Consider the following 22,155-nt stretch of genomic DNA (forward strand, 5'->3'; position numbering starts at 1 on the left):
ACCACTAAAATAATCAATGCTGTTTTCATTTTCCAAGCTAGTTAATGGCCAAATATGTATAATAAGTCCTTAAATACAAAATTAATTGATCAATAAATTACAGCCCCTGACTTCGCTGTTATCCATTCTTCCCAAAACGGTGAAGCTTCCATCCTCATTTTTTCTTCCCAAATCCTGTGTTTCCAAAAAGGCACAAGAATGAAAGTTTGCCAGGTCAATGACATTGATAGCTCCGGAATTGCCCTTCACCCAATGAAAAGGGTCGTAGGTATCGCGGATTAAAATCCGCATTGTGAATGACTCCCGAAAAATTCCATCACTAGGAGCGTAGGCTTGGGATAGCAATTCGGTCATTCCGTATTCAGAATGAATTTGACTGAGACCAAAAGCTTTTTTAAGTTTTTCATGAACTTCTTCACGAATCATCTCTTTTCTGCGCCCCTTCATTCCCCCTGTTTCCATCACAATCAAGTTTTCGAAATCGCTAAAGGTAAACTTCTCTGCCAAATCCAACAAGGCAAAAGTTACTCCGAGTAGGAGTGTCTTTTTGGAACTTGCCTTAAGTTGAATTAATTTATCATGAAGATCCTCCTGCTGATACAAATAAAATCCCGAATGTTCGGAGCCGCTTTCTTGGATGAAATAGGACGCCATATCTACCAATGAACTACCTTCCCTTTCCAAATACGAAGGTAAAAGGGCCAATACATGAAAATTCCGAATGGAACCATACACCGATTCAAAAATCCGGAGGCTGTGTTTAAGGTAAAACTCCCTTGACCATATAAAATGACGACTCGTTTGCATGCCTGTAGTACCACTGCTGCTATACCAATAGTGATAATTGTTTTCTGGTTGGGAAATCACCTTTTCGGTTTTAAAAAAGGAAATCGGTAGAAAGGGAATTTGCTCAAGGCTCGTTACTTCCGCGCTGCGAACACCCCTGGCCTGAAGGTAACGCTGGTATACCGGATTGTTATGCGACTGAAAATGAAACAATTCAAGCGCTAGTGCGTCAAAATCATCGATTTTTGCCGAAATAATTTTTTCGCTAAAACTTTTGAAATAATTCATCGTTATTTTATGGTAAAACCCAAAATTTAGTCATTTTTACACCGAGCACCCGGAAATGTAAATTTAAGGATTACCCATGAAGTTAAAAAACTACTCTCTCTTCGTTATTCCAATCCTCTTTACTTGGAGTGGTTGCATTTCTCCACCGGAAAATTTCCCTACAGTACCTGAGATCGAATTCAAAAATATGGAATTTGTTCAAACCACAAGTGCTGACTCTTTAATCCTAACCATCTCCTTTAGAGATTCAGAGGGTGATTTAGGGCTGAATGCCCGGGATATTTTCCCTCCATTCAATGAATTAAATTATCTGACGGATAATAATGGGAATTACATTACCTATAGTAACAGACCTGAAGAAGCTCCTGATTTCAACAACCGGGACTGGGTAATTTTCCCCCTTATTAACAATGTGGAAATACCTGACACCCTTTGGGTTGCAGAAAACCCAGATCATTATAACATTTTTGTGGATTTTTTTATAAAGAGAGGTGGAACCTACACTGAATTTGACTGGTCGGATCCTCCTTATTTCACCACCTTTGATGGGAGGTTTCCCCGCATGTTGGAAGAAGAAAGATCCCGTTCCATAGAAGGCCAGATTCGATATTCCATGTTATCTCTGGGATGGAATAGTATTTTCCGTACCGATACGGTCCGTCTTGAAGTCCAAATTCAGGACAGGTCATTGAATAGAAGTAATGTCGTTACCAGTCCCGACTTTACCCTTTCCCAGATAGAAAGGTAAGCAAGCTATTTTAAGTTTGTCAGTAGATAGGGGGAAATCGCTTAGGCTCCGCCTCGTGCATTAAATGGTACACCTTTTCAATCACGTCATCGGCACTGGGTTTGGAAAAATAATCCCCATCAGAAGAATACGCAGGACGATGCTCTTTAGCAGTAAGCGTGACCGGCTTGGAATCCAGATAGTAATAGGCATTTTGTCCTTCTACCACCTGCTGCATCATAAAAGCTGAAGCTCCTCCCGGCACATCCTCATCCGCAAAAATTACCCGATTGGTTTTTCGGATGGATTTGGAAATAACCTGATCCACATCAAAAGGAACCAGGGTCTGCACATCAATAACTTCAACCGAAATTCCAATTTCTTCTAGTTGTTTGGACGCATTCATTACTATCCTACACATGGCACCATACGTTACTATCGTAACGTCGTCCCCTTCCCTTAAAACTTCAGGTTTGCCAAGAGCGACCTTGAATTCACCAATATTTGCCGGCATTTTTTCCTTCAGCCGGTACCCACTCAGTACTTCAATCATTAAGGCCGGTTCATCCGCTTCTAACAGCGTATTGTACATTCCCGCCGCTTGGGTCATGTTTCTGGGCACACAAATCAATATACCTCGAAGGCTATTTAAAATCATCCCTATGGGAGAACCGGAATGCCAAACTCCTTCCAAGCGATGTCCCCTGGTACGAACGATCAGCGGGGCTTTCTGCCCCCCTTTGGTTCGGTAATGCAGGCAGGCCAAATCATCTGACAAGGTCATCAGTGCATAGATCAGGTAATCCAGGTATTGAATCTCCGTAATAGGCCTGAGTCCTCTCAAGGCCGATCCGATTCCCTGACCGATAATGCTTACCTCCCTGATTCCAGTATCGGTCACACGCAGGTCCCCATGCTTCGCCTGGAGTCCCGCAAAGGCCTGATTCACATCACCAATCAAACCTACATCCTCCCCGATGGCAAAAACCCTTGGATCTCTACTGAGCATTTTATCAAAACATGCTTTCAGGATCTCCCTTCCATCTACCAGAGCAGCCTGCTCATCGTAGATAGCTGGTTCAGAGGCTATGGATCGGGCATTTTCCGCAGACTCGCTGTATTGATGACTGGAATACCGTTCCAGGTTTAGCTGTTGTTGCTTTTTGTACCAGTCTTGAAGTTCTGCTTTCAATTCCTGAGGCTCATTTCTTGCCAACAACAAGGACTTTCTTACCGTGCCAATCACATCCATACGAACGGGATTAAGGGTTTGAGTCAATTCATCGGCCAATTGAAGTAATTCCTCCTGGTTATTACAGTGATTGGCGAGCTCTCTTATCAGGTGAACCGCCTCATTCAATTCTTTTTTAATGCTGCCGGTAAACGCTTTCCAGGCTCGATCCTTATTTTCCTTCACCAACTGCCGGGCATCCTCCTCTATCCTGTCCAGCTCTTTCGCAGTGGCAATATTGTTGGCCAGAATATATTCTTTGAATTTTACCACACAGTCAAAAGCTGCCTCCCAAGCCAACCTTTCCTTGCTTTTATACCGCTCGTGGGAACCAGAGGTTGAATGCCCCTGGGGTTGTGTCATTTCTACAACATGCACGAGCACGGGAATGTGCTCCTCCCTGGCCAACTTAGCAGCTTTGCCATAGGTCCGGACTAACTCCTCGTAATCCCAGCCTTTAACGACAAAAATTTCGTATCCTTTTTCCTTTTGGTTTCTCTTAAATCCGGACAATGCTTTCGAGATGCTGGCTTTGGTAACCTGCAATTCATTCGTTACCGATATTCCATAGTCATCATCCCATACCGAGATTACCATCGGCACCTGCAGAACGCCACCCGCATTAAACGTTTCGAAAAACATGCCTTCAGCTGTAGAAGCATTACCGATCGTTCCCCAGGCCACTTCCCTTCCTTTATTGGAAAAAGTGGTCATATCATGAAGTTTCGGATTCTCCTTGTATAATTTGGAAGCATAGGCCAAACCAAGCAGTTTGGGCATTTGGGCTGCGGTAGGAGAAATGTCGGCCGTGGAATTTTTGGTTATCATTAAATTTTTCCAGGTACCATCCTCATTCAGAGACCGCGTAGCAAAATGACCATTCATCAGCCTGCCTCCACTGGCGGGTTCCGCCTGAATTTCTGTGTGAGCATAGAGCTGCGCAAAATATTCCTGCAGCCCCAACCCCTCCATGGCAAACATGATGGTTTGATCCCGATAATACCCTGATCTGAAATCGCCAGGCGCAAAATACCTTGCCATGGCTACCTGTGCCAATTCTTTTCCGTCTCCGTAAATGCCAAACTTGGCTTTACCCATGAAAACCTCTTTTCTCACTGTCAAGGACGCATGCCTGCTGATCATCACTATTTTATAATCTGCAAGGATGCGCTGCTTGTCCAAAGTTGCTGTTTTTTCTTCAGTCAATGTGGATAGGGTTTCCATATTCATCAATCAAACTGTTTTCGGTACAAGGGTATGCCATCAATTCCAAAAATACACAAATTTTAGAGTTATCCCAATCTATAAGGGGATATTAAATCGAATAAAAAAAATTAAATTTTGTTTATATTCAAAATTATTTGTTTTTTAAAATAATATTCTGAATGCTAATTAAAAATTGCCTGGATCTCACGTTGTCGTATGCAAATATTATTTTCACCCTCCCGGGTATAAAAAAACCGGATACATCCAAAATAAACCCGATTATCCCTCCTTTTCAAAGTTTACCTGTAAATTTTTTGTTTGTTTTTACACAGGGGCAAATCAGCTGGTTATATTTGTTACAGACTTTAACCTAACATCTTCGATTATGCGTGTAGCTGTTCCCAAAGAAATAAAAAACAATGAAAACAGGGTGGCCCTTACCCCGGCAGGAGCCAAAGAATTTGTAAAAAAAGGCCACTCTGTTTTTGTCCAGCAGGCTGCCGGTGAGGGCAGCGGGTTTAGCGATGAAACCTACCAGTCAGCGGGCGCAGAAATTTTACCCAGCATCGAATCCATTTACGAAACGGGTGAAATGATTCTTAAAGTCAAAGAACCAGTAGGCCAGGAATACCAACTGATCAAGGAAGACCAATTGCTGTTTACTTATTTTCATTTTGCTTCCAATGAGCCCCTGACCCAGGCCATGGTTCGTAGCAAAGCAATTTGCATGGCTTATGAAACCGTGGAAAGACCAGATAAAAGCCTTCCCCTTCTGGTACCCATGTCTGAGGTTGCCGGTAGAATGGCGGTTCAGAAGGGCGCCAATTATCTTGAAAAACCCTTAGGAGGACGGGGAATCCTTCTGGGTGGGGTACCGGGTACCCTGCCTGCCAAAGTCCTGATCCTGGGGGGAGGGATCGTTGGTACACAAGCTGCCTGGATGGCGGCAGGTTTAGGCGCAGATGTTATCATTATGGATGTCTCCCTTCCCAGAATGCGCTACCTCTCGGATGTCATGCCGAAAAATGTCAAAACGATGATGTCCAATGAATACAATATCCGAAACCTGATCCCGTCAACCGATCTGATTATCGGATCTGTTTTAATTCCGGGCGCAAAAGCCCCGCACCTTATCACCCGGGACATGTTGCAATACATGCTTCCCGGTACGGTGTTAGTTGACGTAGCAGTAGACCAGGGAGGGTGCATCGAAACCTGCCAACCTACCACTCATGAAAACCCTACCTATACCATTGATGGGGTCCTCCACTATTGCGTTGCAAACATGCCGGGGGCAGTTCCCTATACTTCCACGCTTGCCTTGACCAACGCCACCCTACCTTATGCACTCGAACTGGCGGATAACGGATGGGAGAATTCCTGCATACGCTTCCCTGAACTCAAATCCGGCCTCAATATCATTAAAGGAGATGTGGTATATCAGGCAGTTGCCGAAACCTTTGACCTACCTTATGTACCGGTAAGCTATTACATCAACCACCATTAATTCAAAAGTCATGCAGGCTTAGTTCCGATAATATCCCGTTCCAGCAAACCTGATTTTTATCAGGCTTGCTACTACCGTCCGTCATGTTTTTTTGAGGCAGGGGGCCCGTTATTTGTTTAGTGAAATAAGCAAGTATGGATACAGACCAAAATTCCCTGATTCGAAAGTACAACGTTCCAGCACCCAGGTATACTTCCTATCCGGCAGTTCCACATTGGAACAACGCGGCCGACCCGCAGCAGTGGAAGCTGCATTTTCAGCGGGCATATGATGAATTTGGCTCACAGGAAGGCATCAGCTTGTACATTCACCTTCCCTATTGCGAAAGCCTGTGTACCTATTGCGGCTGCAACAAAAGGATCACCAAAAATCATCAGGTGGAACTTCCCTATATTTCCTCTCTGATGAAAGAATGGAACATGTACCTGGAACTGCTGGATGAAAAGCCCAAACTGGCAGGAATTCATTTGGGTGGGGGCACCCCCACTTTTTTCTCCCCGACCTCCCTGGAAATTTTACTAAAGCATATCAGCAATACCTCCTCACGCCTAAAAAATGCGGCTTTCAGCTTCGAAGGCCACCCCAACAACACTACTAAAGCACATTTGGAAGTGATGGCCAGACATGGCTTTAACAGGGTTAGTTTTGGAATTCAGGATTTCGATCCCAAGGTACAGCAAAGCATCCACCGGGTTCAGCCCTTCGAAACAGTAAAGGAAGTGACGGATACCAGCCGGCAGCTCGGCTTTACCTCCATTAATTTTGACCTGATTTATGGTTTGCCGCATCAGAACCTGGACACCCTGAAAGCAACCTTTAACAGGGTTCAGGAGCTGATGCCGGATAGGATTGCTTTTTACAGTTATGCTCACTTACCGTCTGCCTTTCCCTCCCAGAAATCCTTTGAAGCGTACCTGCCAAATGAAGAACAGAAGCGGGCACTTTACGAACAAGGCAAAGACTGGTTGGAAGAAATGGGTTACGAAGAAATTGGAATGGATCATTTTGCTTTACCCAGCGATCCACTGCTTCAGGCAAAATCAGATAAAACCCTTCATCGTAATTTTATGGGATATACCACCTCTCCTTCCAGGATCTTATTGGGCTTGGGCTGTAGTGCGATCAGTGACCTCTATTATGCTTACGGACAAAACGAAAAATCCGTGGAACTGTACAAGAAAAACATCCTGAATGGTGACCTTCCTTTGATAAAAGGGCATGTTCAAAGCGTTGAAAACCTCATGTCCAAGTCCATTATCCTTAATTTGATCTGTAACATGGAGGCGTCCTGGACGACAATGGAAAACCTATCGGATGAGCTGCTGGAAAAACTGTTGGTCTTTGAAAAGGATGGGTTGATTACTTTCAATCAAAAGGGAATTATCATCACGGCAGCAGGAAAGCCTTTTGTCAGGAACATATGCATGGCCTTTGACCCTTACATGCTTTCGGATAAAAAGTCAACCCCTCTCTTTAGTAAAACCATTTGATTTCCCTATCTTCGCCTCACAAAAAAGCTTTTTTGATGAGAATAAAAGCGATTTGCACGGACATCGATGGCACGCTGCTGGATAAAAACCGGGAACTATCCCGGAGAACACGGCAGGCTTTTGCTGCCCTACCGGAAGATTTTCCAGTCATTTTGGCTTCTTCCCGGATGCCATCCGCCATGATCCATTTATTGACGGATTTAAAAAGGGAGAACAATCCATTGGTCTGTTACAACGGAGGCTATGTACTTCCGGCTTCTCTCGAAAAAAATGCCCTGAGCTCGGTTTGGATAGAGCCGGAGGTTTGCCAAAAAATCATCGCGCAGACCGCGAATACCTCCATACATGTCAGCCTGTATTCGGAAGATGATTGGTTTGCTCCGAAAATGGATCCCTGGACAAAAAAAGAGGAAAAAGCAACCAAGGTAAAGGCCAGTTTGCTTGGAAACGATCAAGTAATCGCCGCCTGGAAAAAAAGTCAAAGTGGTGCGCACAAAGTCATGTGCATGGGGACTGCAAGGGAGATTCAAGAGCTCTACCAGCATTTACAACGGGAATTGTCAGCAGCACTCCATCTCTACCGATCCAAAGATACTTACCTGGAAATCGCTCCGAAATCTATTTCCAAAGCTACCGGACTCCGGGAAATCATCGCCGGCTTCGGGATCTCCATGGACGAGGTGATGGCATTTGGCGATAACTATAACGACATTGACCTTCTCTCTTCCGTAGGCTTAGGTATTGCGGTTGGTAATGCGAGGGATGAAGTGAAAGCGGTGGCAAATGAAATTACTGCAGGAAACAAAGCAGACGGTGTGGCACTTTCCATCGAAAAGTATTTGCTCTAAATAATAAACCCTTCGTCTTCGTAGTCGGCAATTGCTTTATCCAGAAAAGCCATAAAAGGTCTCATCGTATCGAAGGCTTCTAAAGCCAATCTTACATGGTCACCCGAGGCTACATCAGAATCAGCCAGCCTTTTGGACACAATAAAACTTTTGTACCTAAGTAACTTAATGTGCGGGTGCTCATTGGAATAATCTTTTGGAGAGGTTTTCAACTGCTCCCCTTCCATTTCCCCAAAATAATCGTAAAAAGAAGGTGCTTCCAAAATTCCTTTAAGTTCACTACCGGCATAATCGATTTCTTGCCTTATTTTTTTCAAAATATCCGAACCAGGCATCCAAATACCTCCGGCCAGAAAACTGCCTCCAGGTTCCAAATGCAGGTAATAACCCGGCCCCGGTGATTTCTTTCCCCCCACTGCAAAATAGGCTGCCATATTCATCTTGTAAGGAAGTTTGTTGGCACTAAATCGAATATCCCTATTTTGGCGAAACAAACAATCCTTAGGTCTCAATGAAGAAAAAGCGGGTTGATTTGCACTCAAACCGGACAAAATCTTCGCCGCATCTTCCTGCAGGCTTTCTTTTACCTGATCGTACCTGGAACGATTGGCATCCATCCACTCTTTGGAGTTATTGGCTGCCAATTCCGTTAGAAATTCCAAAATTCCGTTCGTTTTCATAGGCATAAAACCCGTTAATCAGGAGATTGTTCTTGTCTTATAAGCTTATCTAAGCCAATTACCTGTCAAAAGTAAAAATGATATCCACCCTTTCGGAAAGCGTTTGTTCCCCGGGCTGTAAGGTGGGAGGCTCTGCCTGATCGGCCGCCTTCATCCGGTAAGTCTCGTTTCCGTAAGCCACCGGCTGAAAAGACTCGCCCCCCTGGTAATTAACACGATGCACCATAATTTCATCGATATCCAGATTAGCTGCAATGACGGTGGCTTTTCTTCGCGCATCCGCTATTGCCATTTCCAGCAACTTTTCAAGGTAACTTTTCTTCGTTTCTTCCGAAAGCCTATAGGCGAGCTGAAAACCCATATCTGTAGATCCGTGCAATGCCTGCATTACTTTCAGAAGATCCTCGCCCGTATCCGGGACCAGAATCTCCATGGTTTGGCTGGCAATATACCCACTGTCTTTGCTGCTACCTTTTACATAGACTCTATTGACGTTAACGTAGTAGTTTTCAGCGGTCAACTCATAGCCCTCTACCCCGGATTTTTCCAGCGCAGTTTTCACTTGCTTTGCTTTTCTATTCAATTCGGCCGTAGCAGTTGCCGTTTCCATGGCCTTTGCATTCAGAGAGACGGTCAGTAAGGCCTCATCGGGCATTACCTCTAACTGGCTTTGGCCTACCACGGAAATTTGTGGGATTTCCTGAGTAAAACCCTGGAAAAGGGGACTCAATAAAAGAACGGCAAAAAGGAGTATTTTGGTTTTCATATGGGATCGCTTTCTTAAAATAATACCCCGTCTAACGACAGGGTTGATAAAAATGTTTCTTCAAATCCCGGGCCAAAATCAGGGCGTTTTTTTAAAAATAAAATCATTGGCTGCGGCGATCTCCTCCTCACGGATGGTATGCATACCGTCCGGAAAGCCAAGAATTTTTACATCCGCCTGCATGCCGGACAAAATGCTACCGGAAGCTTGAATGCGGGCCATTGGTACGTGAAAATCCTTTTCGCTGGCACCGATAAATACAGGCGTCCCCTTCAAATCGCCCGGGTATTTTTCCGCAGACACCGATTTTCCTATCAGTCCACCTGTAAAAGCACAAGCGCCTCCATACCGGGCGGGGTATCGGGCAATGTATTCCAGTGCCAGGCAGGCTCCCTGAGAAAACCCAATAAAATAAAGGTTTGATAGATCCTTTCCATCTTCCTTTAAACCTTGAACCAGGGAATGGATCTGCTCTAATGATTGGCTTAAATAGGGTTCGTTCTCCGATTCTTCTGCCATAAACCCATACGGATACCAGGTATTTCCCGGGGCTTGTGGAATCAGAAATGCGAAATCCGGAAAGCTCAGCACCTCAATTAACCCTTTCATTCCGGAAGCATTTCCTCCTCTTCCGTGTAAAATGATGGCTACTTTCTCCGCTTGAATTAAGTCTTTACCTGCTTTCACTAATTGTTCCATGCCTCCTGATAGTTTACCTGAATGGGTACTAAATTCTTTTCAATCTGTTCCCTTTGACTTGCGGCCCATTCGGGTAACTTCAACGCATCGCCTAATGATTCCAGTGATTCGTCTACCAAAAACCCGGGCGAATCCGTAGCAACTTCAAAAAGCACCCCACCGGGTTCCCGAAAATAGATGGATTTGAAATAATTTCGGTCTTTGACTTCTGTCACCGGCACACCGTAACGCTGAAGTAATCGCTGAACTTGCAATTGTTCCGACTCTCCTGCTGTCCGGAAAGCAATGTGATGAACGGAACCAGCACTTTGAATGGATCGGTCTGGGGGGTCCATTTGGACCAGATCCACTGTTTCTCCCGGGTTCCCTGCTATTTCATAGCGCTGCCTTTTGCCGGGAAGTACTTCCTTAAGCTTGTAATTCAGCACCTCTGTCATCAATGCAGCAGTGGGTTCCAGTTCCCGTAAATTCAGGGTGGCACCGGCTAATCCCCGTATGGCGTGCTCTTGGGGTACGCTTCCTCCTGACCAGGCCTCCCGCCGGTCTTCCTTAATCGCGACCAATTCTATGCCCATCCCGTCTGGATCTGTAAACCGAAGCACCTCTTCTCCAAACCTTTGGAGGGTATCCGAGAGCGAAATTCCCAAACCAGCAAGCCTGTTTCTCCAATAGTCAATGGAGCTTTCCGGAATCGAAAAGGCGGTGAAGGTTAATTCTCCCAGTCCCCTTTTTCCTTTTACGGCCCCCTTAAAAGGGAAAAAGGTTAGGATTGACCCCGGGCTTCCGGTTTCGTCACCGAAATAAAAATGGTAAACATCGGGTGCATCAAAATTGATGGTTTTTTTTACCAGCCTCAATCCCAACACCCGAGTGTAGAAGTCAACATTTTGCTGGGGATCGGAAGCGATCGCCGTAATGTGATGAATTCCTGATATTAAATTGCTCATGAGATTCTAAGGTTAGGGCCGGGCTCCGACCTGATCAAAGCCCGGCATAAAGTTACCTGATTATTGTTTTACTAACTGGATACTGGCGAAGATTTTTACCTCATCCCCCACGACTACACTACCCGTCTCGGTCACCGCAGACCAGGTTAGGCCAAAGGCTTTTCTGGAAATTTTACCCTCCAGTTCAAAACCAGCTTTAGTTTGCCCATAGCCATCCTGGGCAATACCACCCAGTTCTGCTTTTAAGGTAATGGGCTGGGTAGTTCCCCTGATTGTTAGTTCTCCCGTTACCGCAAAATCTTCTTCCCTCTTTTCGAGTCTTCCATTACTAAAAACCAACTGAGGGTGATTTTCCGCATCAAAAAAATCGGCTGACTTTAGATGCGCATTACGGTCTTTTTGATTCGTATCAATGCTGTCAATAGCTGCCGAAAAGTGGATGGTAGCGTTGGAAAAATCATCTGACTCCGTTTCAGCGGCGCCTTCAAATTCACGGAAATAACCCGTGACGGTGGAGATTACCAGGTGCTTAACCTTGAATGACACTTCGGAATGCGTGGGATCAATAATCCATTTTGTTGTACTCATCTTTTTATTATTTATTAGTTATCGGTATTTAATTAAATATTTATACATTTAATGTATATACATTAAAATAGGTAAATTTTTTTTATCCTCTTAATTTATCCAACAATTCATTTAGTTGCTCTACCTCTGACTTATTAAGGTGCAAAATACTTTTATTGAATTTTTTCACTTCATCTTCCAATTGCTCCAGAATTTCAAGCCCCTTATCGGTGATGGTAATATCTACCTGGCGACGATCTTCCGCACATTCCCTACGCTCCACCATCTTCTTTATTTTTAATTTCTCTACCAACCGGGAAGCATTACTCATTTTATTGAGCATTCTATCCTGGATCGAAGACACCGTTATGGGTTCGGGATGCTGGCCCCGGAGTATTCGAAGAACATTGTATTGTTCCGGGGATAAATCATGAGGCTTGAAGATTTTACTTTGCTGAGTTACCAGGTAATTATGCGTGTAGAGCAAATTTACCACTGCCTTGTTGTAAACATCTTTGAATGGCTTCTGCCTGATTTCCTCTTCAATTTTCATTTATTTTAATTTGTATTTAATGTATATACATTCAAATCAACCAAAAGGTTTCATTATCTGGAAGATTTTTTATTTTTTCCTGAGGGATTCTACCTTATATAGGCAGTCATTTAAGATCTCAGGATATCCATGGTTTTGGCTTTTAATATACTGAGGCTGTTTATCCAACCCAAGATCACCGTAAGCAGGGTAATCAGTACGAACACGATGAGTAATGGACCCCATTCCATACGAAAGGATATTTCAAAAACATATTGACTGAGCAGGAAGGCTGCCAGCAAGGAAAGAAGAATCCCTCCCCCAGCGGCAAGGCTACCCAAAAACAAATATTCCAAGACATTGATTTTTAGCAGCAAACTTCTGCGTGCCCCTATCGTACGAAGCAAAATATTTTCCCGGATTCGCTGGAATTTACTAATCAATAACGAGCTTATCAATACCAAAACCCCAGTAAGTATACTGAACAGGGCCATAAACTGGATAACGAAACTGATTTTCCCTAAAATATCTTCCAGTGTTTCCACGATCATGCTCAGGTTAACCACCGAAACATTTGGAAATTGGCGCACCATCATGTTTTGTATATCGGCAGATTCCTGGTCATTTTTTGTCCGTGTGATTAATACATGGAATTTAGGCGCATTATCCAATACGTTATCAGGAAAAACAACCAGAAAATTGGTAGAAACCTTCCTGAAATTCACCTTTCTGAAACTTCCCACATAGGTGGTGAGTGGCCTTCCCTGAACGTTAAAGACAACTTCATCCCCCAATGCGACCCGGTTTCTTTCGGCGTATCCTTCTTCCATGGAGACAAAAATACTATCACTTTCCGCATCGTAAGGGATTAACGCACCCGAGGTCAATTCTTCGGTGGCAATGAGGGTATCCCGGTAGGTAACCCTGAATTCCCTGCTGTACATTGAATTTGACCTCTGCTTTTCCTCTTCGAGTTCATCGTTGTCATTTCGTGTCAAGCCATTCACTTCGGCCACACCCATGGTTACTATGGGAACGTGCTGTAATATAGGCAAACCCTCTTGTGCCAATACGGTCTTCATGCTGTCTACCTGATGCGTTTGGATATCAAAAAACAACATGTTGGGCTGATCTTCTTTGTCCGCAAATCGCACCTCATCCAACAGCTGGTTTTGTATAAAAAAAAGCGTGCCTATCATGGCTGTTCCCAAGCCAATGGTAGCCAGCAAGGACACTGTTTGGTTGTTGGGCCGGTACAAATTTGACAAGGCTTGTCGGGCAGGATAATTTAAGCTAATGGGAAGGAATTTTCGAATGGCTTTCATTATCCCCATGGCCAGTAACCACAAGGAACCAAACGCAAATATCACAAAACCTGTAAACCAAAAGGTCTGGTCCCACTCTTCCAACAGGTAAAAGCTAAACCCTAAAATAAACAGGACGATTGCCCCTAGCACCATCCAGCGCAAGGGATCCTTACCCAAGCCTGTAGAAGGATCATCCGGTCTGAGCGTCATCATAGGTGATACTTTCCTGATTTTCAATAAGGGAATCAGGGCGAATAAAACGGATATCAACACCCCGGTAAAGGTTCCCATAATCACTGCTCTCCAGGAAATTTGGACAGACACTTCCACCGGAAGGAAATCACTAAATACCAATGGCAATAGAAATTGTAGGAAAGCCCCGGCAGCAGCACCCAGCAGGGAACCAAAAAGTCCCATGATGACGATCTGAACCAGATAAACGGCTACGATTTCTTTTGACCTTACTCCCAGGCACCTTAGAACAGCTACGGAAGGTAGTTTCTCTTTCACAAATACATTGATGGCGCTACCAACACCCACGCAGCCGAGCAGTACGGCAATAAAGGCCACCAAAACCAGGAAGTTGGACAGGTTTTCGAATGACCTACCCGTGTCCTCCTTCTGTGATTGTACGGTCTCGTGTCTGACCTTATCTTCATCCCATTGTTCTTCCTTTTCAGCAATCAGGGCCCCCAGGTCAAACTCCTCCGGAAACTGAAAATAGTGGATGTAATTGACCCTACTGCCGTATTGAACCAAGCCTGAGGCTTCCAACTGATCGATGGGGATATATACCGCAGGAGCTACCGTAGCTGTAATGCCATTTTGGCCGGGTACTTTCTGTAAAGCGCCGACTATCTCCAAGGTCACATTTCCCACCTTGATGCTATCTCCCACCACGGCCCCAAACTGTGCCATCAGCGTTTTTTCTACCAGGGCTCTTTTGGCTCCCTTTCTGAATTCCATTTCCCCAGACACAGGTAGGGTTTCAAAGCTTCCGTAAAAGGGGAAGTCACCCTCCAGGGCCCTTACCTGCGTCAGCCTGCTTTCCCCCACTTTAGGAAAATAAACCATGGAAGCAAAATTCACTTCCAGGGCGCGGCGAGCTGCCTGTGTTTCGATTTCTGGAAAATCGATCGGCTGATTTTTTCTTAAAGAGAGGTCCGCTCCCAACAGTTCTTTCGCCTGCTCGTCAATATCATTACTCAGGTTATCTCCAAAAGAGGTGACGGCCACCAGGGCAGCAATCCCGGTAACGATGGCTGAAATAAACAAAATGAGTCTTCCCCCCGTCTTTCTAAGGTCTCTTTTCGCCATTAGTAGCGACCAGTTCCAATCAACCATTGATCGCCTCCTGTAATTTCCCTCCTTTAATGTGAATGGATTGGTGTGTTCGGGCCGCCAGTTCCAAATCGTGGGTAACCAAAATAAGGGTGGTTCCTTCTTCCTCGTTTAATTTAAAAATAAGATTTTCCACCATCTGCCCTGTTTCGGTATCCAGATTTCCGGTAGGTTCATCCGCAAACAAAATCTTTGGCTCGTTGGCAAAGGCACGGGCTATGGAAACCCGCTGTTGCTCACCACCAGAAAGTTGGTTTGGGTAATGAGTCAGTCTATCCGCAAGGCCTACTTTTTCCAGAAGTTCCATGGCCTTGTTTTTGGCATCCTTTCTTTTTTTAAGTTCTAATGGCACCATGACATTCTCCAGCGCGGTCAGGGTTTGTAGCAGTTGAAAGTTCTGAAAAATAAAGCCTACCAGTTGATTTCTCACGGCAGCTCGCTGGTCCTCGTTCATCTTTTCCAGTGCTCTGCCATCCAGCATTACGGATCCGGAACTAGCAACGTCCAATCCAGCGCAAAGCCCCAGCAGGGTGGTTTTACCGCTACCGGAGGGTCCAACGATAGACAAGGTGTCTCCAAAAGCTACCTCGAAATTGACCTCATCCAAAACAGTAAGTTCCCGGTTACCACTTCGATAGGTTTTTGTAAGATTATCAACTTTCAATACATTCATAGACTTCAAATAAAAATACTTATCCTCTCCTAACAAAAACAATAGTCAATTAAGTTTATTAATTTTAACAAATGACCGTTAAATTTCTGTCAAATTATGCATTCATGAAATCGAGTACGACGCCAGCGACCCAGGGAGGGATGATTATACAACATGCGAAATTCTCCCGTATAAATTCAGGACAGGCTATCCCGACCTTCGGTGCAGGACAGGTTATGACCGTTGAAAAAAAATAATAAACAGATGAAATCGAGCATGATGGAGGCGACATACAGAGGGATGATTATAAAGCATGCGAGATTCCATATGGCCGCTTAAAAACAATTATAAACATATGAAACTACCTTTTAAATACGCCCCCTACGTTTTGGCGGCTCTTACACTGCTCTATTCCTGCAATCAAAAACCACAAGAGGACAAACAGGAAACCCAGGAGTCTGCTGCTCTTGAAGAAAAAACCGCCAAAAAAACCATTTTGTTTTTTGGGAACAGCTTGACTGCCGGATATGGCATTGAAGAGGAGGAGGCATTTCCCGCATTAATCCAGGAAAAAGTAGATAGCCTGGGCCTTGATTACGATGTCATCAATGCCGGATTAAGCGGAGAAACTACTGCCAGTGGACTGAGCCGTCTGGACTGGTTTCTGGAAGAAAAACCTGAAATTTTTATTCTGGAATTGGGTGGGAATGACGGTTTAAGGGGGATTTCCCTGGCGGAAACAGAAAAAAATCTTCGAAACATCATTTCGGGTGTGCAAGAGAAATTTCCAGAAACTAAAATTGTATTGGCAGGAATGCAAATTCCTCCCAATATGGGACAGGAGTATTCGGAAAATTTCCGGAAAATGTATGCTGACATTGCACAAACCACCTCGGTGTCCCTGATTCCCTTTTTGTTGGAAGGGGTGGCTGGCGATCCGGACTTGAATCTGCCGGATGGCATTCATCCCACGGAGGAAGGTCATCGTATGGTAGCCGAGAATGTCTGGCCATACCTGAAACCCTTATTACTATAGTGTTACCAGAAAATAGCCTGATTCCAATCAACCGGTATTCTTTCTAAAGAAGAATCATTCGTTTTTAATTTTAAGAAATTTATCTTACTTTTTGAAAAATTTTAATCAAAGAGAAAAAGAATGAGTATAAACATACAATCCACCGGAGAGGCTTATGATGTGGTTATCGTGGGATCCGGAGCAGGAGGAGGTATGGCTTCAAAAATCCTCGCAGAAGCAGGATTAAAAGTAGCTGTGGTGGAAGCGGGAGCTGATTTTGATCCGGCTATTGAAGAACACCGAACTCAACTTCGTCCACCGTGGGAATCTCCTCGGAGAGGCGCTGGAACCGTACGGCCTTTTGGGGATTTTGATGCTGCCATCGGTGGTTGGGACATCGAAGGAGAGCCCTATACCCGGGGAGCGGACAGTGAATTTGATTGGTTCAGATCCAGAATGTTGGGCGGAAGAACCAACCACTGGGGACGCATATCCCTGCGATTCGGGCCGTTGGATTATAAAAGAAAAGACCTGGATGGCTTGGGAGATAACTGGCCCATTGGCTACGAGGATGTGGCACCCTATTACGATAAGGTGGATCAGCTGATCGGCGTTTTTGGTTCCAAAGAGGGTATTCGAAACGAGCCGGATGGTTATTTTCTACCACCTCCCAAGCCACGATTGCATGAATTGCGGATAAAAAAAGGGGCGGATAAAATTGGCGTTCCTGTCATCCCTTCCCGTTTGTCTATTTTGACTCGACCGGTAAACAATGACCGAGGCACCTGTTTTTTCTGTAATCAGTGCAACCGGGCCTGTCAGATATACGCGGATTTTTCTGCAGGCACCTGCCTGGTAAAACCGGCTATGAAAAAAGGTCAGGTGGACCTTTTCACCATGGCTATGGTAAGAAAAGTCAACACCAACGAGCAGGGAGAAGCTACGGGTGTCCGGTATATTAGTAAGCTGGACATGAAAGAATACACTCTTAATGCCCGAGTGGTGGTTTTGGGTGCCTCTGCCTGTGAATCGGCTAGGATCATGTTAAATTCTAAATCCCAAACCCACCCTAACGGGCTGGGCAATAGCTCCGGGCAAGTAGGGCACTACCTGCACGATTCTACGGGGGCTGACCGCATGGGAATCCTCCCGGACATGATGGACCGGGAACGGTACAATGAAGACGGTGTAGGAGGAATGCACGTGTACACCCCCTGGTGGCTCAATGAAAAAAACCTTGATTTTGCCAGAGGATATCACATTGAATACTGGGGAGGGATGACCATGCCTTCCTATGGTTTTGGTGGTGGCATGGACACCATGCGGCAATATGTCAAGGATGAATTTGGCAACCCACGTCCGAATGGAGGTTATGGAGAAGGATTAAAAAAGGATATAAGACGATTTTACGGCAGCACTGTAGGCATGTCTGGCCGGGGAGAGAGTATCCCCCAGTACAGCAACTATTGCGAAATAGATAATCAGGTAGTGGACAAGTACGGTATCCCGGTATTGAAATTCCATTACAAATGGACCGATCAGGAACTCAAACAGGCCCAACACATGCACGAGACCTTTGAGGAGATACTTACCAGTATGGGTGCTACCATTTTGGGAAGCAAACCAGGAGCAGATCAGCAATTCGGATTGCACAAACCCGGCCGGATCATTCACGAAGTGGGAACAACGCGCATGGGAGATAATCCCGAAACCTCCGTACTCAACAAGTTTTCACAAGCCCATGATTGCAAGAATCTATTTGTTGTGGACGGTGGTCCGTTTGTGTCTCAGGCCGATAAAAATCCAACCTGGACAATATTGGCCCTGTCCTGGAGGACCTCGGAATATATCATTGATCAATTATCAAAGAAAAACATATAAGCCATGAACAGAAGAGAAAATCTCAAGCTTTTATTTACAGGATCCCTGGCTTCGGGCTTCCTTTTTACAGGTTGTGGTCCTGAGGCTCCTGAAACCACCGAAATCCCACACAATCCTACCTTAGGGGAGTTTGGAAGTTATGGCCGGACTCCGGAAGAAATCATTTACAATGAGGCCCTAAAGTCCACTACTTTCTTTACCGATGACGAGCGGAAGAAACTGGACGTTTTGGTAGATATTATCATTCCTGCCGATGCTACCTCGGGAAGTGCGACGCAAGCCGGGGTACCCGATTTCATTGAATTTATGATGAAAGACATTCCCGCCTATCAGACGCCCATGCGCGGCGGATTATTGTGGCTGGATCATAAATCAGACGAGCTATTTGGTGCTAAATTTATGGAAATAAGTGAATCGCAGCGCATCCAGATCATTGATCTGATTGCTTATCCGGACAAAGCTAAAGCAGAAAACGAAGGGGGTGTCCGCTTCTTTAATATGCTGAGAAACCTGACCGCAACGGGCTTTTTTACTAGTGAAGAAGGGTTCAAGGATCTGGGATACGTAGGAAACAGGCCGAATGCCTGGGACGGCGTGCCTGAAGAAGTATTGGCCAAACACGGCCTTCAGAACGACCCCAAATATAAAGATGTATACCTGGATATTTCTACCCGGGGAACCATCGCCCAGTGGGATGATGAAGGTAACCTTATTGGATAATAGTTTCTAAATACCTTACTCAACTGGTCCGGAAGCCGGTATTTACCCTACCCGCTTCCGGACATCCCTCCTAAACCCAACATGCCATGAAGTTTTTCCCCTTTTGGTTGATGATCCAGACGGCTTTTGTCTTTTCCCCTGTAAAGGCTCAGGAATTGCCCTTATTTAATGGTAAGGACCTCACAGGCTGGCATGCGGATGTTCCGGAACGAGACGAAAACCCTGATATCGGACCCTCCTTTATCGTTCGGGACGGTATGTTGGTAAGCCTGGGAAGGCCTTTGGGGCACCTGATTAGCGATAGGGTATATCAAAACTACCGGATCACTAGTGAATACCGGTTTCCCGGAGAGACCGGCAACTGCGGGATATTGGTTCATGCTTCTACTCCCCGCTCTTTATACGATATGTTCCCCAAGTCCATAGAAGTCCAGATGATGCATGAAAATGCAGGGGATTTTTGGTGCATCGTCGAGGACATAAAAGTAGATAATATGGTAGAAAGAAGAGGACCAAAAGAAGATTGGGGTATTACAGAGGGGAAAAATAGACGCATCCTCAATCTTACGGATGGCTCGGAGAATCCACCCGGCGAATGGAACCGAATGATCATCGAATGTTTTGAAGACAAAATAAAAGTTTGGATCAATGGAGATCTGGTCAATGAAGGCTATCAGTCCACCGCTACCCGAGGCCAAATTGCCATACAGGCAGAGGGAGCTGAGGTGGAGTTTAGAGAGTTGAACCTAGAGCAAATCAGTGGTCTATCCGAAAACCCGGAATGATTAACCGTAAAAATCCGAAAGTCGGGCCAGCCCTTTGCGATCCAGCAAAAGAATCTTTTTTCCTTGAAGGTCAATTAATTTGTCTTTTTTGAATTCAGACAATAACCTGATGACCGTTTCAGTAGCAGTGCCCACAATACCGGCAATTTCTTCTCTGGTAAGAGCAATATCCAATCTTTGCTTATCCCCCCCGTCAACGCCATAGCCGTCTCCCAACTTAAGTAAGGCCAGGGCAAGCCGTTCCCGAATCGATTTCTGGGTGGCATCCGTTAGTTTGCTTTCCATGACACCCATATCCTGGCACAGGGCCTGCGTGAGTCTGCGGTGAAAGTTATTATCCTCCGACAGCACTTTTAAAAACACCTCTTTGGGAACGAAACAAATGCTGGCATCCTCCACGATTGTCGCAGATGTGGAGTAGGCTTCTTCTCCTATCAAGGAGGTATACCCTACAAAGTCCCCTTTTTTGGCCAGCCGGATGATTTGCTCCTTTCCGTTTGAAGCAGTTTTGAAAATCTTCACAACCCCGCTGTTGACACAAAATACGCCTAGTGGCTTGGTGTTTTCGTAGTAAAGTATTTGCCCCTTTTTATGAGAGATAAAATTCTTGCTATCGGAAATAGTACAAAGGTGCTCGTCCGCCAAGTCTGAAAACATAGAAAATTTTCTACTTAAACACAATTCACAAGGAGTACTTTTAACCGGGTTGCTCATAGTGGTCTTTTCAAATGATTTGTAAACTTGTTAGCTAATGTAACTTAATTACATGACTTATGTCACTGAACTTTCCAATTTAAGGTGAAAATATCTTTTTTCAACCTAAAAACTCCGGAAAAAAATCGATTTGTACATAGTTCCCAGAATGAATATCCCTTTGCATGCAGATATGCCTGTTCCCATTGCTAATACCTAAAAAAGCCGCTTGAATTTTTTGATTGTAAATACTGACTTGTTCCACGGTTTTTTGGGTCAGTGAAACTTCAGGAGCCTTGCATTCAATCAGAAAGAAGGCATTTCCCGTCCGATCCCTAACCAAAACATCATACCTTTTGCTTAGCGAGTTATAGGTAAGTCCCCTTTCCAGTGAAATTAAGCTTCTGGGGTAATTCAGGTAGGTTGTCAAATAATGAACAAGGTGTACACGGACCCATTCCTCGGGAGTTAATAAAAGGAATTTTCTCCTCAGGGGGTCAAAAATATAGGGCTTCCCATTAGCTTCTTTCCGAATCCGAAAGTCAAACGAAGGAAGATTGAGCTTTTCCTCACATAGCTGCAGCACCTTTTCATCCATAATGCAAATTTGCTTGAAATTAACCATCCCTAAAAGTCTTTTGTAAAATTAAGCATTAAAAACTGAGGTAAGGAGCAATCCGATCCACCCACTCCTCTGTAAACAATTTGATTCCAAGCAGGTCATTGGCCGCTTCATAGCTACCATGTTGGTTCCGATAGGCAATGATTACCTTTGCCTCTCCGGCACCTATGTAGGGGTGGCTTACCAAGTCTTTAAAGGTGGCCTCGTTGATTTTAATGGTGCGATTAATTTGGGATTGGAATGGAAATAATTCATAGATTTTTCCGGCCAATTCCCCATCGATTCCATACACCTCCAGTAATTGCTCTGGAGAATGAAACCCTCCCAACTTGTCCCGGAAGGATTCAATTCTGGCAGACAAAACCGGCCCTACCCCGGAAACCATTTGGAGTTCCACAGCGGTGGCTTCTGGAAACCTCAAGGAATTCAGTTTGGGAGTCTCAGGCCGGGAAAGTCCCTGCGCTTCTGGCTTGTCTTCCTTTTTGCCTTTTTCTTCTTGCGGCCAATCTTCGATGGACACTGTATCTGACTTGAGGGTTGCTTCTTTATAAAACCCGGGATCATTTTTTACCTTTTCGAGATAGAGCAGGTAATTCTCCTCATTGTAGGATCGAAAATAGCCTGACATCCAATACGGAATCGCATACAAGACTGCCAGCATGGGGATTACGAAAACGAATCCCCTGGACTCTTTTCGTGTGAAGCCAAGATAGGTCTTCAGAAAGTAAAACAACTTATCTACCATTGTTCTAATCTATTGGCTTCATAAATTAATAATATTGGAATTATATTCCAAAAATTCGCATTATTGCATTGTAGTAGGAATGGAAAAACCTTATTTAGAAGGGTTATAAATTAATTTCCA

The 22,155-nt window shown here is 44.7% G+C and carries 21 protein-coding genes; 8 read left to right on the forward strand and 13 right to left on the reverse strand.

Going from position 1 to position 22,155, the window contains the following annotated elements; translation table 11 throughout:
* Positions 1-81 precede the first annotated feature (81 nt).
* Positions 82-1,074, reverse strand: coding sequence for a long-chain-fatty-acid--protein ligase (locus GKS34_RS05685; protein WP_163383844.1), 993 nt, complete (start codon positions 1,072-1,074; stop codon positions 82-84).
* Positions 1,075-1,150: 76 nt separating this feature from the next.
* Between GKS34_RS05685 and GKS34_RS05690 the strand changes: the two genes are divergently transcribed.
* Complete coding sequence (locus GKS34_RS05690) at positions 1,151-1,822, forward strand: hypothetical protein (protein ID WP_163383845.1); 672 nt, start codon at positions 1,151-1,153, stop codon at positions 1,820-1,822.
* A 19-nt stretch (positions 1,823-1,841) separates the two neighbouring features.
* Here the strand turns inward: GKS34_RS05690 and GKS34_RS05695 are convergent, their stop codons facing one another.
* Positions 1,842-4,256, reverse strand: a complete 2,415-nt coding sequence (locus tag GKS34_RS05695) for an alpha-ketoacid dehydrogenase subunit alpha/beta (protein ID WP_163384201.1) — start codon at positions 4,254-4,256, stop codon at positions 1,842-1,844.
* Positions 4,257-4,623: 367 nt separating this feature from the next.
* Here GKS34_RS05695 and ald point away from each other — a divergent pair, with 367 nt between their 5' ends.
* The 3 genes from ald to GKS34_RS05710 all read left to right on the forward strand — a co-directional run bounded on the left by ald (position 4,624) and on the right by GKS34_RS05710 (position 8,083).
* Positions 4,624-5,745, forward strand: a complete 1,122-nt coding sequence (gene ald, locus GKS34_RS05700) for an alanine dehydrogenase (RefSeq protein WP_163383846.1) — start codon at positions 4,624-4,626, stop codon at positions 5,743-5,745.
* 134 nt (positions 5,746-5,879) lie between these two features.
* Complete coding sequence (gene hemN, locus GKS34_RS05705; protein ID WP_163383847.1) at positions 5,880-7,235, forward strand: oxygen-independent coproporphyrinogen III oxidase; 1,356 nt, start codon at positions 5,880-5,882, stop codon at positions 7,233-7,235.
* A gap of 35 nt (positions 7,236-7,270) precedes the next feature.
* Positions 7,271-8,083 carry a Cof-type HAD-IIB family hydrolase gene (locus tag GKS34_RS05710; protein WP_163383848.1) on the forward strand — a complete coding sequence of 271 codons (813 nt, stop codon included), beginning with the start codon at positions 7,271-7,273 and terminating at the stop codon, positions 8,081-8,083.
* Here the strand turns inward: GKS34_RS05710 and GKS34_RS05715 are convergent.
* The 8 genes from GKS34_RS05715 to GKS34_RS05750 form a co-directional block, all read right to left on the reverse strand.
* Positions 8,080-8,763: a DUF2461 domain-containing protein gene (locus GKS34_RS05715; protein WP_163383849.1), complete on the reverse strand. Its 684-nt coding sequence runs from the start codon at positions 8,761-8,763 to the stop codon at positions 8,080-8,082. The genes GKS34_RS05710 and GKS34_RS05715 overlap by 4 nt on opposite strands.
* Before the next feature lie 58 nt (positions 8,764-8,821).
* Entirely contained in the window at positions 8,822-9,529 is a 708-nt protein-coding gene (locus GKS34_RS05720; protein WP_163383850.1) for an SIMPL domain-containing protein, read from the reverse strand.
* 78 nt (positions 9,530-9,607) lie between these two features.
* Complete coding sequence (locus GKS34_RS05725) at positions 9,608-10,228, reverse strand: alpha/beta hydrolase (RefSeq protein ID WP_163383851.1); 621 nt, start codon at positions 10,226-10,228, stop codon at positions 9,608-9,610.
* Positions 10,216-11,175: a ring-cleaving dioxygenase gene (locus GKS34_RS05730; protein WP_163383852.1), complete on the reverse strand. Its 960-nt coding sequence runs from the start codon at positions 11,173-11,175 to the stop codon at positions 10,216-10,218. The genes GKS34_RS05725 and GKS34_RS05730 overlap by 13 nt, the downstream gene beginning before the upstream one ends.
* 60 nt (positions 11,176-11,235) lie before the next feature.
* On the reverse strand, positions 11,236-11,763 hold the full coding sequence (locus GKS34_RS05735) for a YceI family protein (RefSeq protein WP_163383853.1): 528 nt from the start codon (positions 11,761-11,763) through the stop codon (positions 11,236-11,238).
* 82 nt (positions 11,764-11,845) lie between these two features.
* Positions 11,846-12,295 carry a MarR family winged helix-turn-helix transcriptional regulator gene (locus GKS34_RS05740; protein ID WP_163383854.1) on the reverse strand — a complete coding sequence of 150 codons (450 nt, stop codon included), beginning with the start codon at positions 12,293-12,295 and terminating at the stop codon, positions 11,846-11,848.
* Positions 12,296-12,405: 110 nt separating this feature from the next.
* Entirely contained in the window at positions 12,406-14,925 is a 2,520-nt protein-coding gene (locus GKS34_RS05745) for an ABC transporter permease (protein ID WP_163383855.1), read from the reverse strand.
* Positions 14,918-15,595, reverse strand: a complete 678-nt coding sequence (locus GKS34_RS05750) for an ABC transporter ATP-binding protein (RefSeq protein ID WP_163383856.1) — start codon at positions 15,593-15,595, stop codon at positions 14,918-14,920. The genes GKS34_RS05745 and GKS34_RS05750 overlap by 8 nt, the downstream gene beginning before the upstream one ends.
* A gap of 334 nt (positions 15,596-15,929) precedes the next feature.
* Between GKS34_RS05750 and GKS34_RS05755 the strand changes: the two genes are divergently transcribed.
* The 4 genes from GKS34_RS05755 to GKS34_RS05770 all read left to right on the forward strand — a co-directional run bounded on the left by GKS34_RS05755 (position 15,930) and on the right by GKS34_RS05770 (position 19,975).
* Positions 15,930-16,610: an arylesterase gene (locus GKS34_RS05755; protein WP_163383857.1), complete on the forward strand. Its 681-nt coding sequence runs from the start codon at positions 15,930-15,932 to the stop codon at positions 16,608-16,610.
* Positions 16,611-16,730: 120 nt separating this feature from the next.
* On the forward strand, positions 16,731-18,470 hold the full coding sequence (locus GKS34_RS05760) for a GMC family oxidoreductase (protein ID WP_163383858.1): 1,740 nt from the start codon (positions 16,731-16,733) through the stop codon (positions 18,468-18,470).
* 3 nt (positions 18,471-18,473) lie between these two features.
* Positions 18,474-19,190 (forward strand): gluconate 2-dehydrogenase subunit 3 family protein, encoded by a 717-nt coding sequence (locus GKS34_RS05765; protein WP_163383859.1) that lies wholly within the window; start codon positions 18,474-18,476, stop codon positions 19,188-19,190.
* 86 nt (positions 19,191-19,276) lie between these two features.
* Positions 19,277-19,975, forward strand: a complete 699-nt coding sequence (locus GKS34_RS05770) for a 3-keto-disaccharide hydrolase (protein ID WP_163383860.1) — start codon at positions 19,277-19,279, stop codon at positions 19,973-19,975.
* Here the strand turns inward: GKS34_RS05770 and GKS34_RS05775 are convergent, their stop codons facing one another.
* From GKS34_RS05775 to GKS34_RS05785, 3 genes are all read right to left on the reverse strand, one after another.
* Positions 19,976-20,632 carry a Crp/Fnr family transcriptional regulator gene (locus GKS34_RS05775; protein ID WP_240459209.1) on the reverse strand — a complete coding sequence of 219 codons (657 nt, stop codon included), beginning with the start codon at positions 20,630-20,632 and terminating at the stop codon, positions 19,976-19,978.
* A 157-nt stretch (positions 20,633-20,789) separates the two neighbouring features.
* On the reverse strand, positions 20,790-21,266 hold the full coding sequence (locus tag GKS34_RS05780) for a type I restriction enzyme HsdR N-terminal domain-containing protein (protein WP_163383862.1): 477 nt from the start codon (positions 21,264-21,266) through the stop codon (positions 20,790-20,792).
* Positions 21,267-21,321: 55 nt separating this feature from the next.
* Complete coding sequence (locus tag GKS34_RS05785; protein WP_163383863.1) at positions 21,322-22,035, reverse strand: ComEA family DNA-binding protein; 714 nt, start codon at positions 22,033-22,035, stop codon at positions 21,322-21,324.
* Positions 22,036-22,155: the final 120 nt, after the last annotated feature.

The sequence above is a fragment of the Cyclobacterium jeungdonense genome, from assembly GCF_010994275.1.
Lineage (GTDB): Bacteria > Bacteroidota > Bacteroidia > Cytophagales > Cyclobacteriaceae > Cyclobacterium > Cyclobacterium jeungdonense.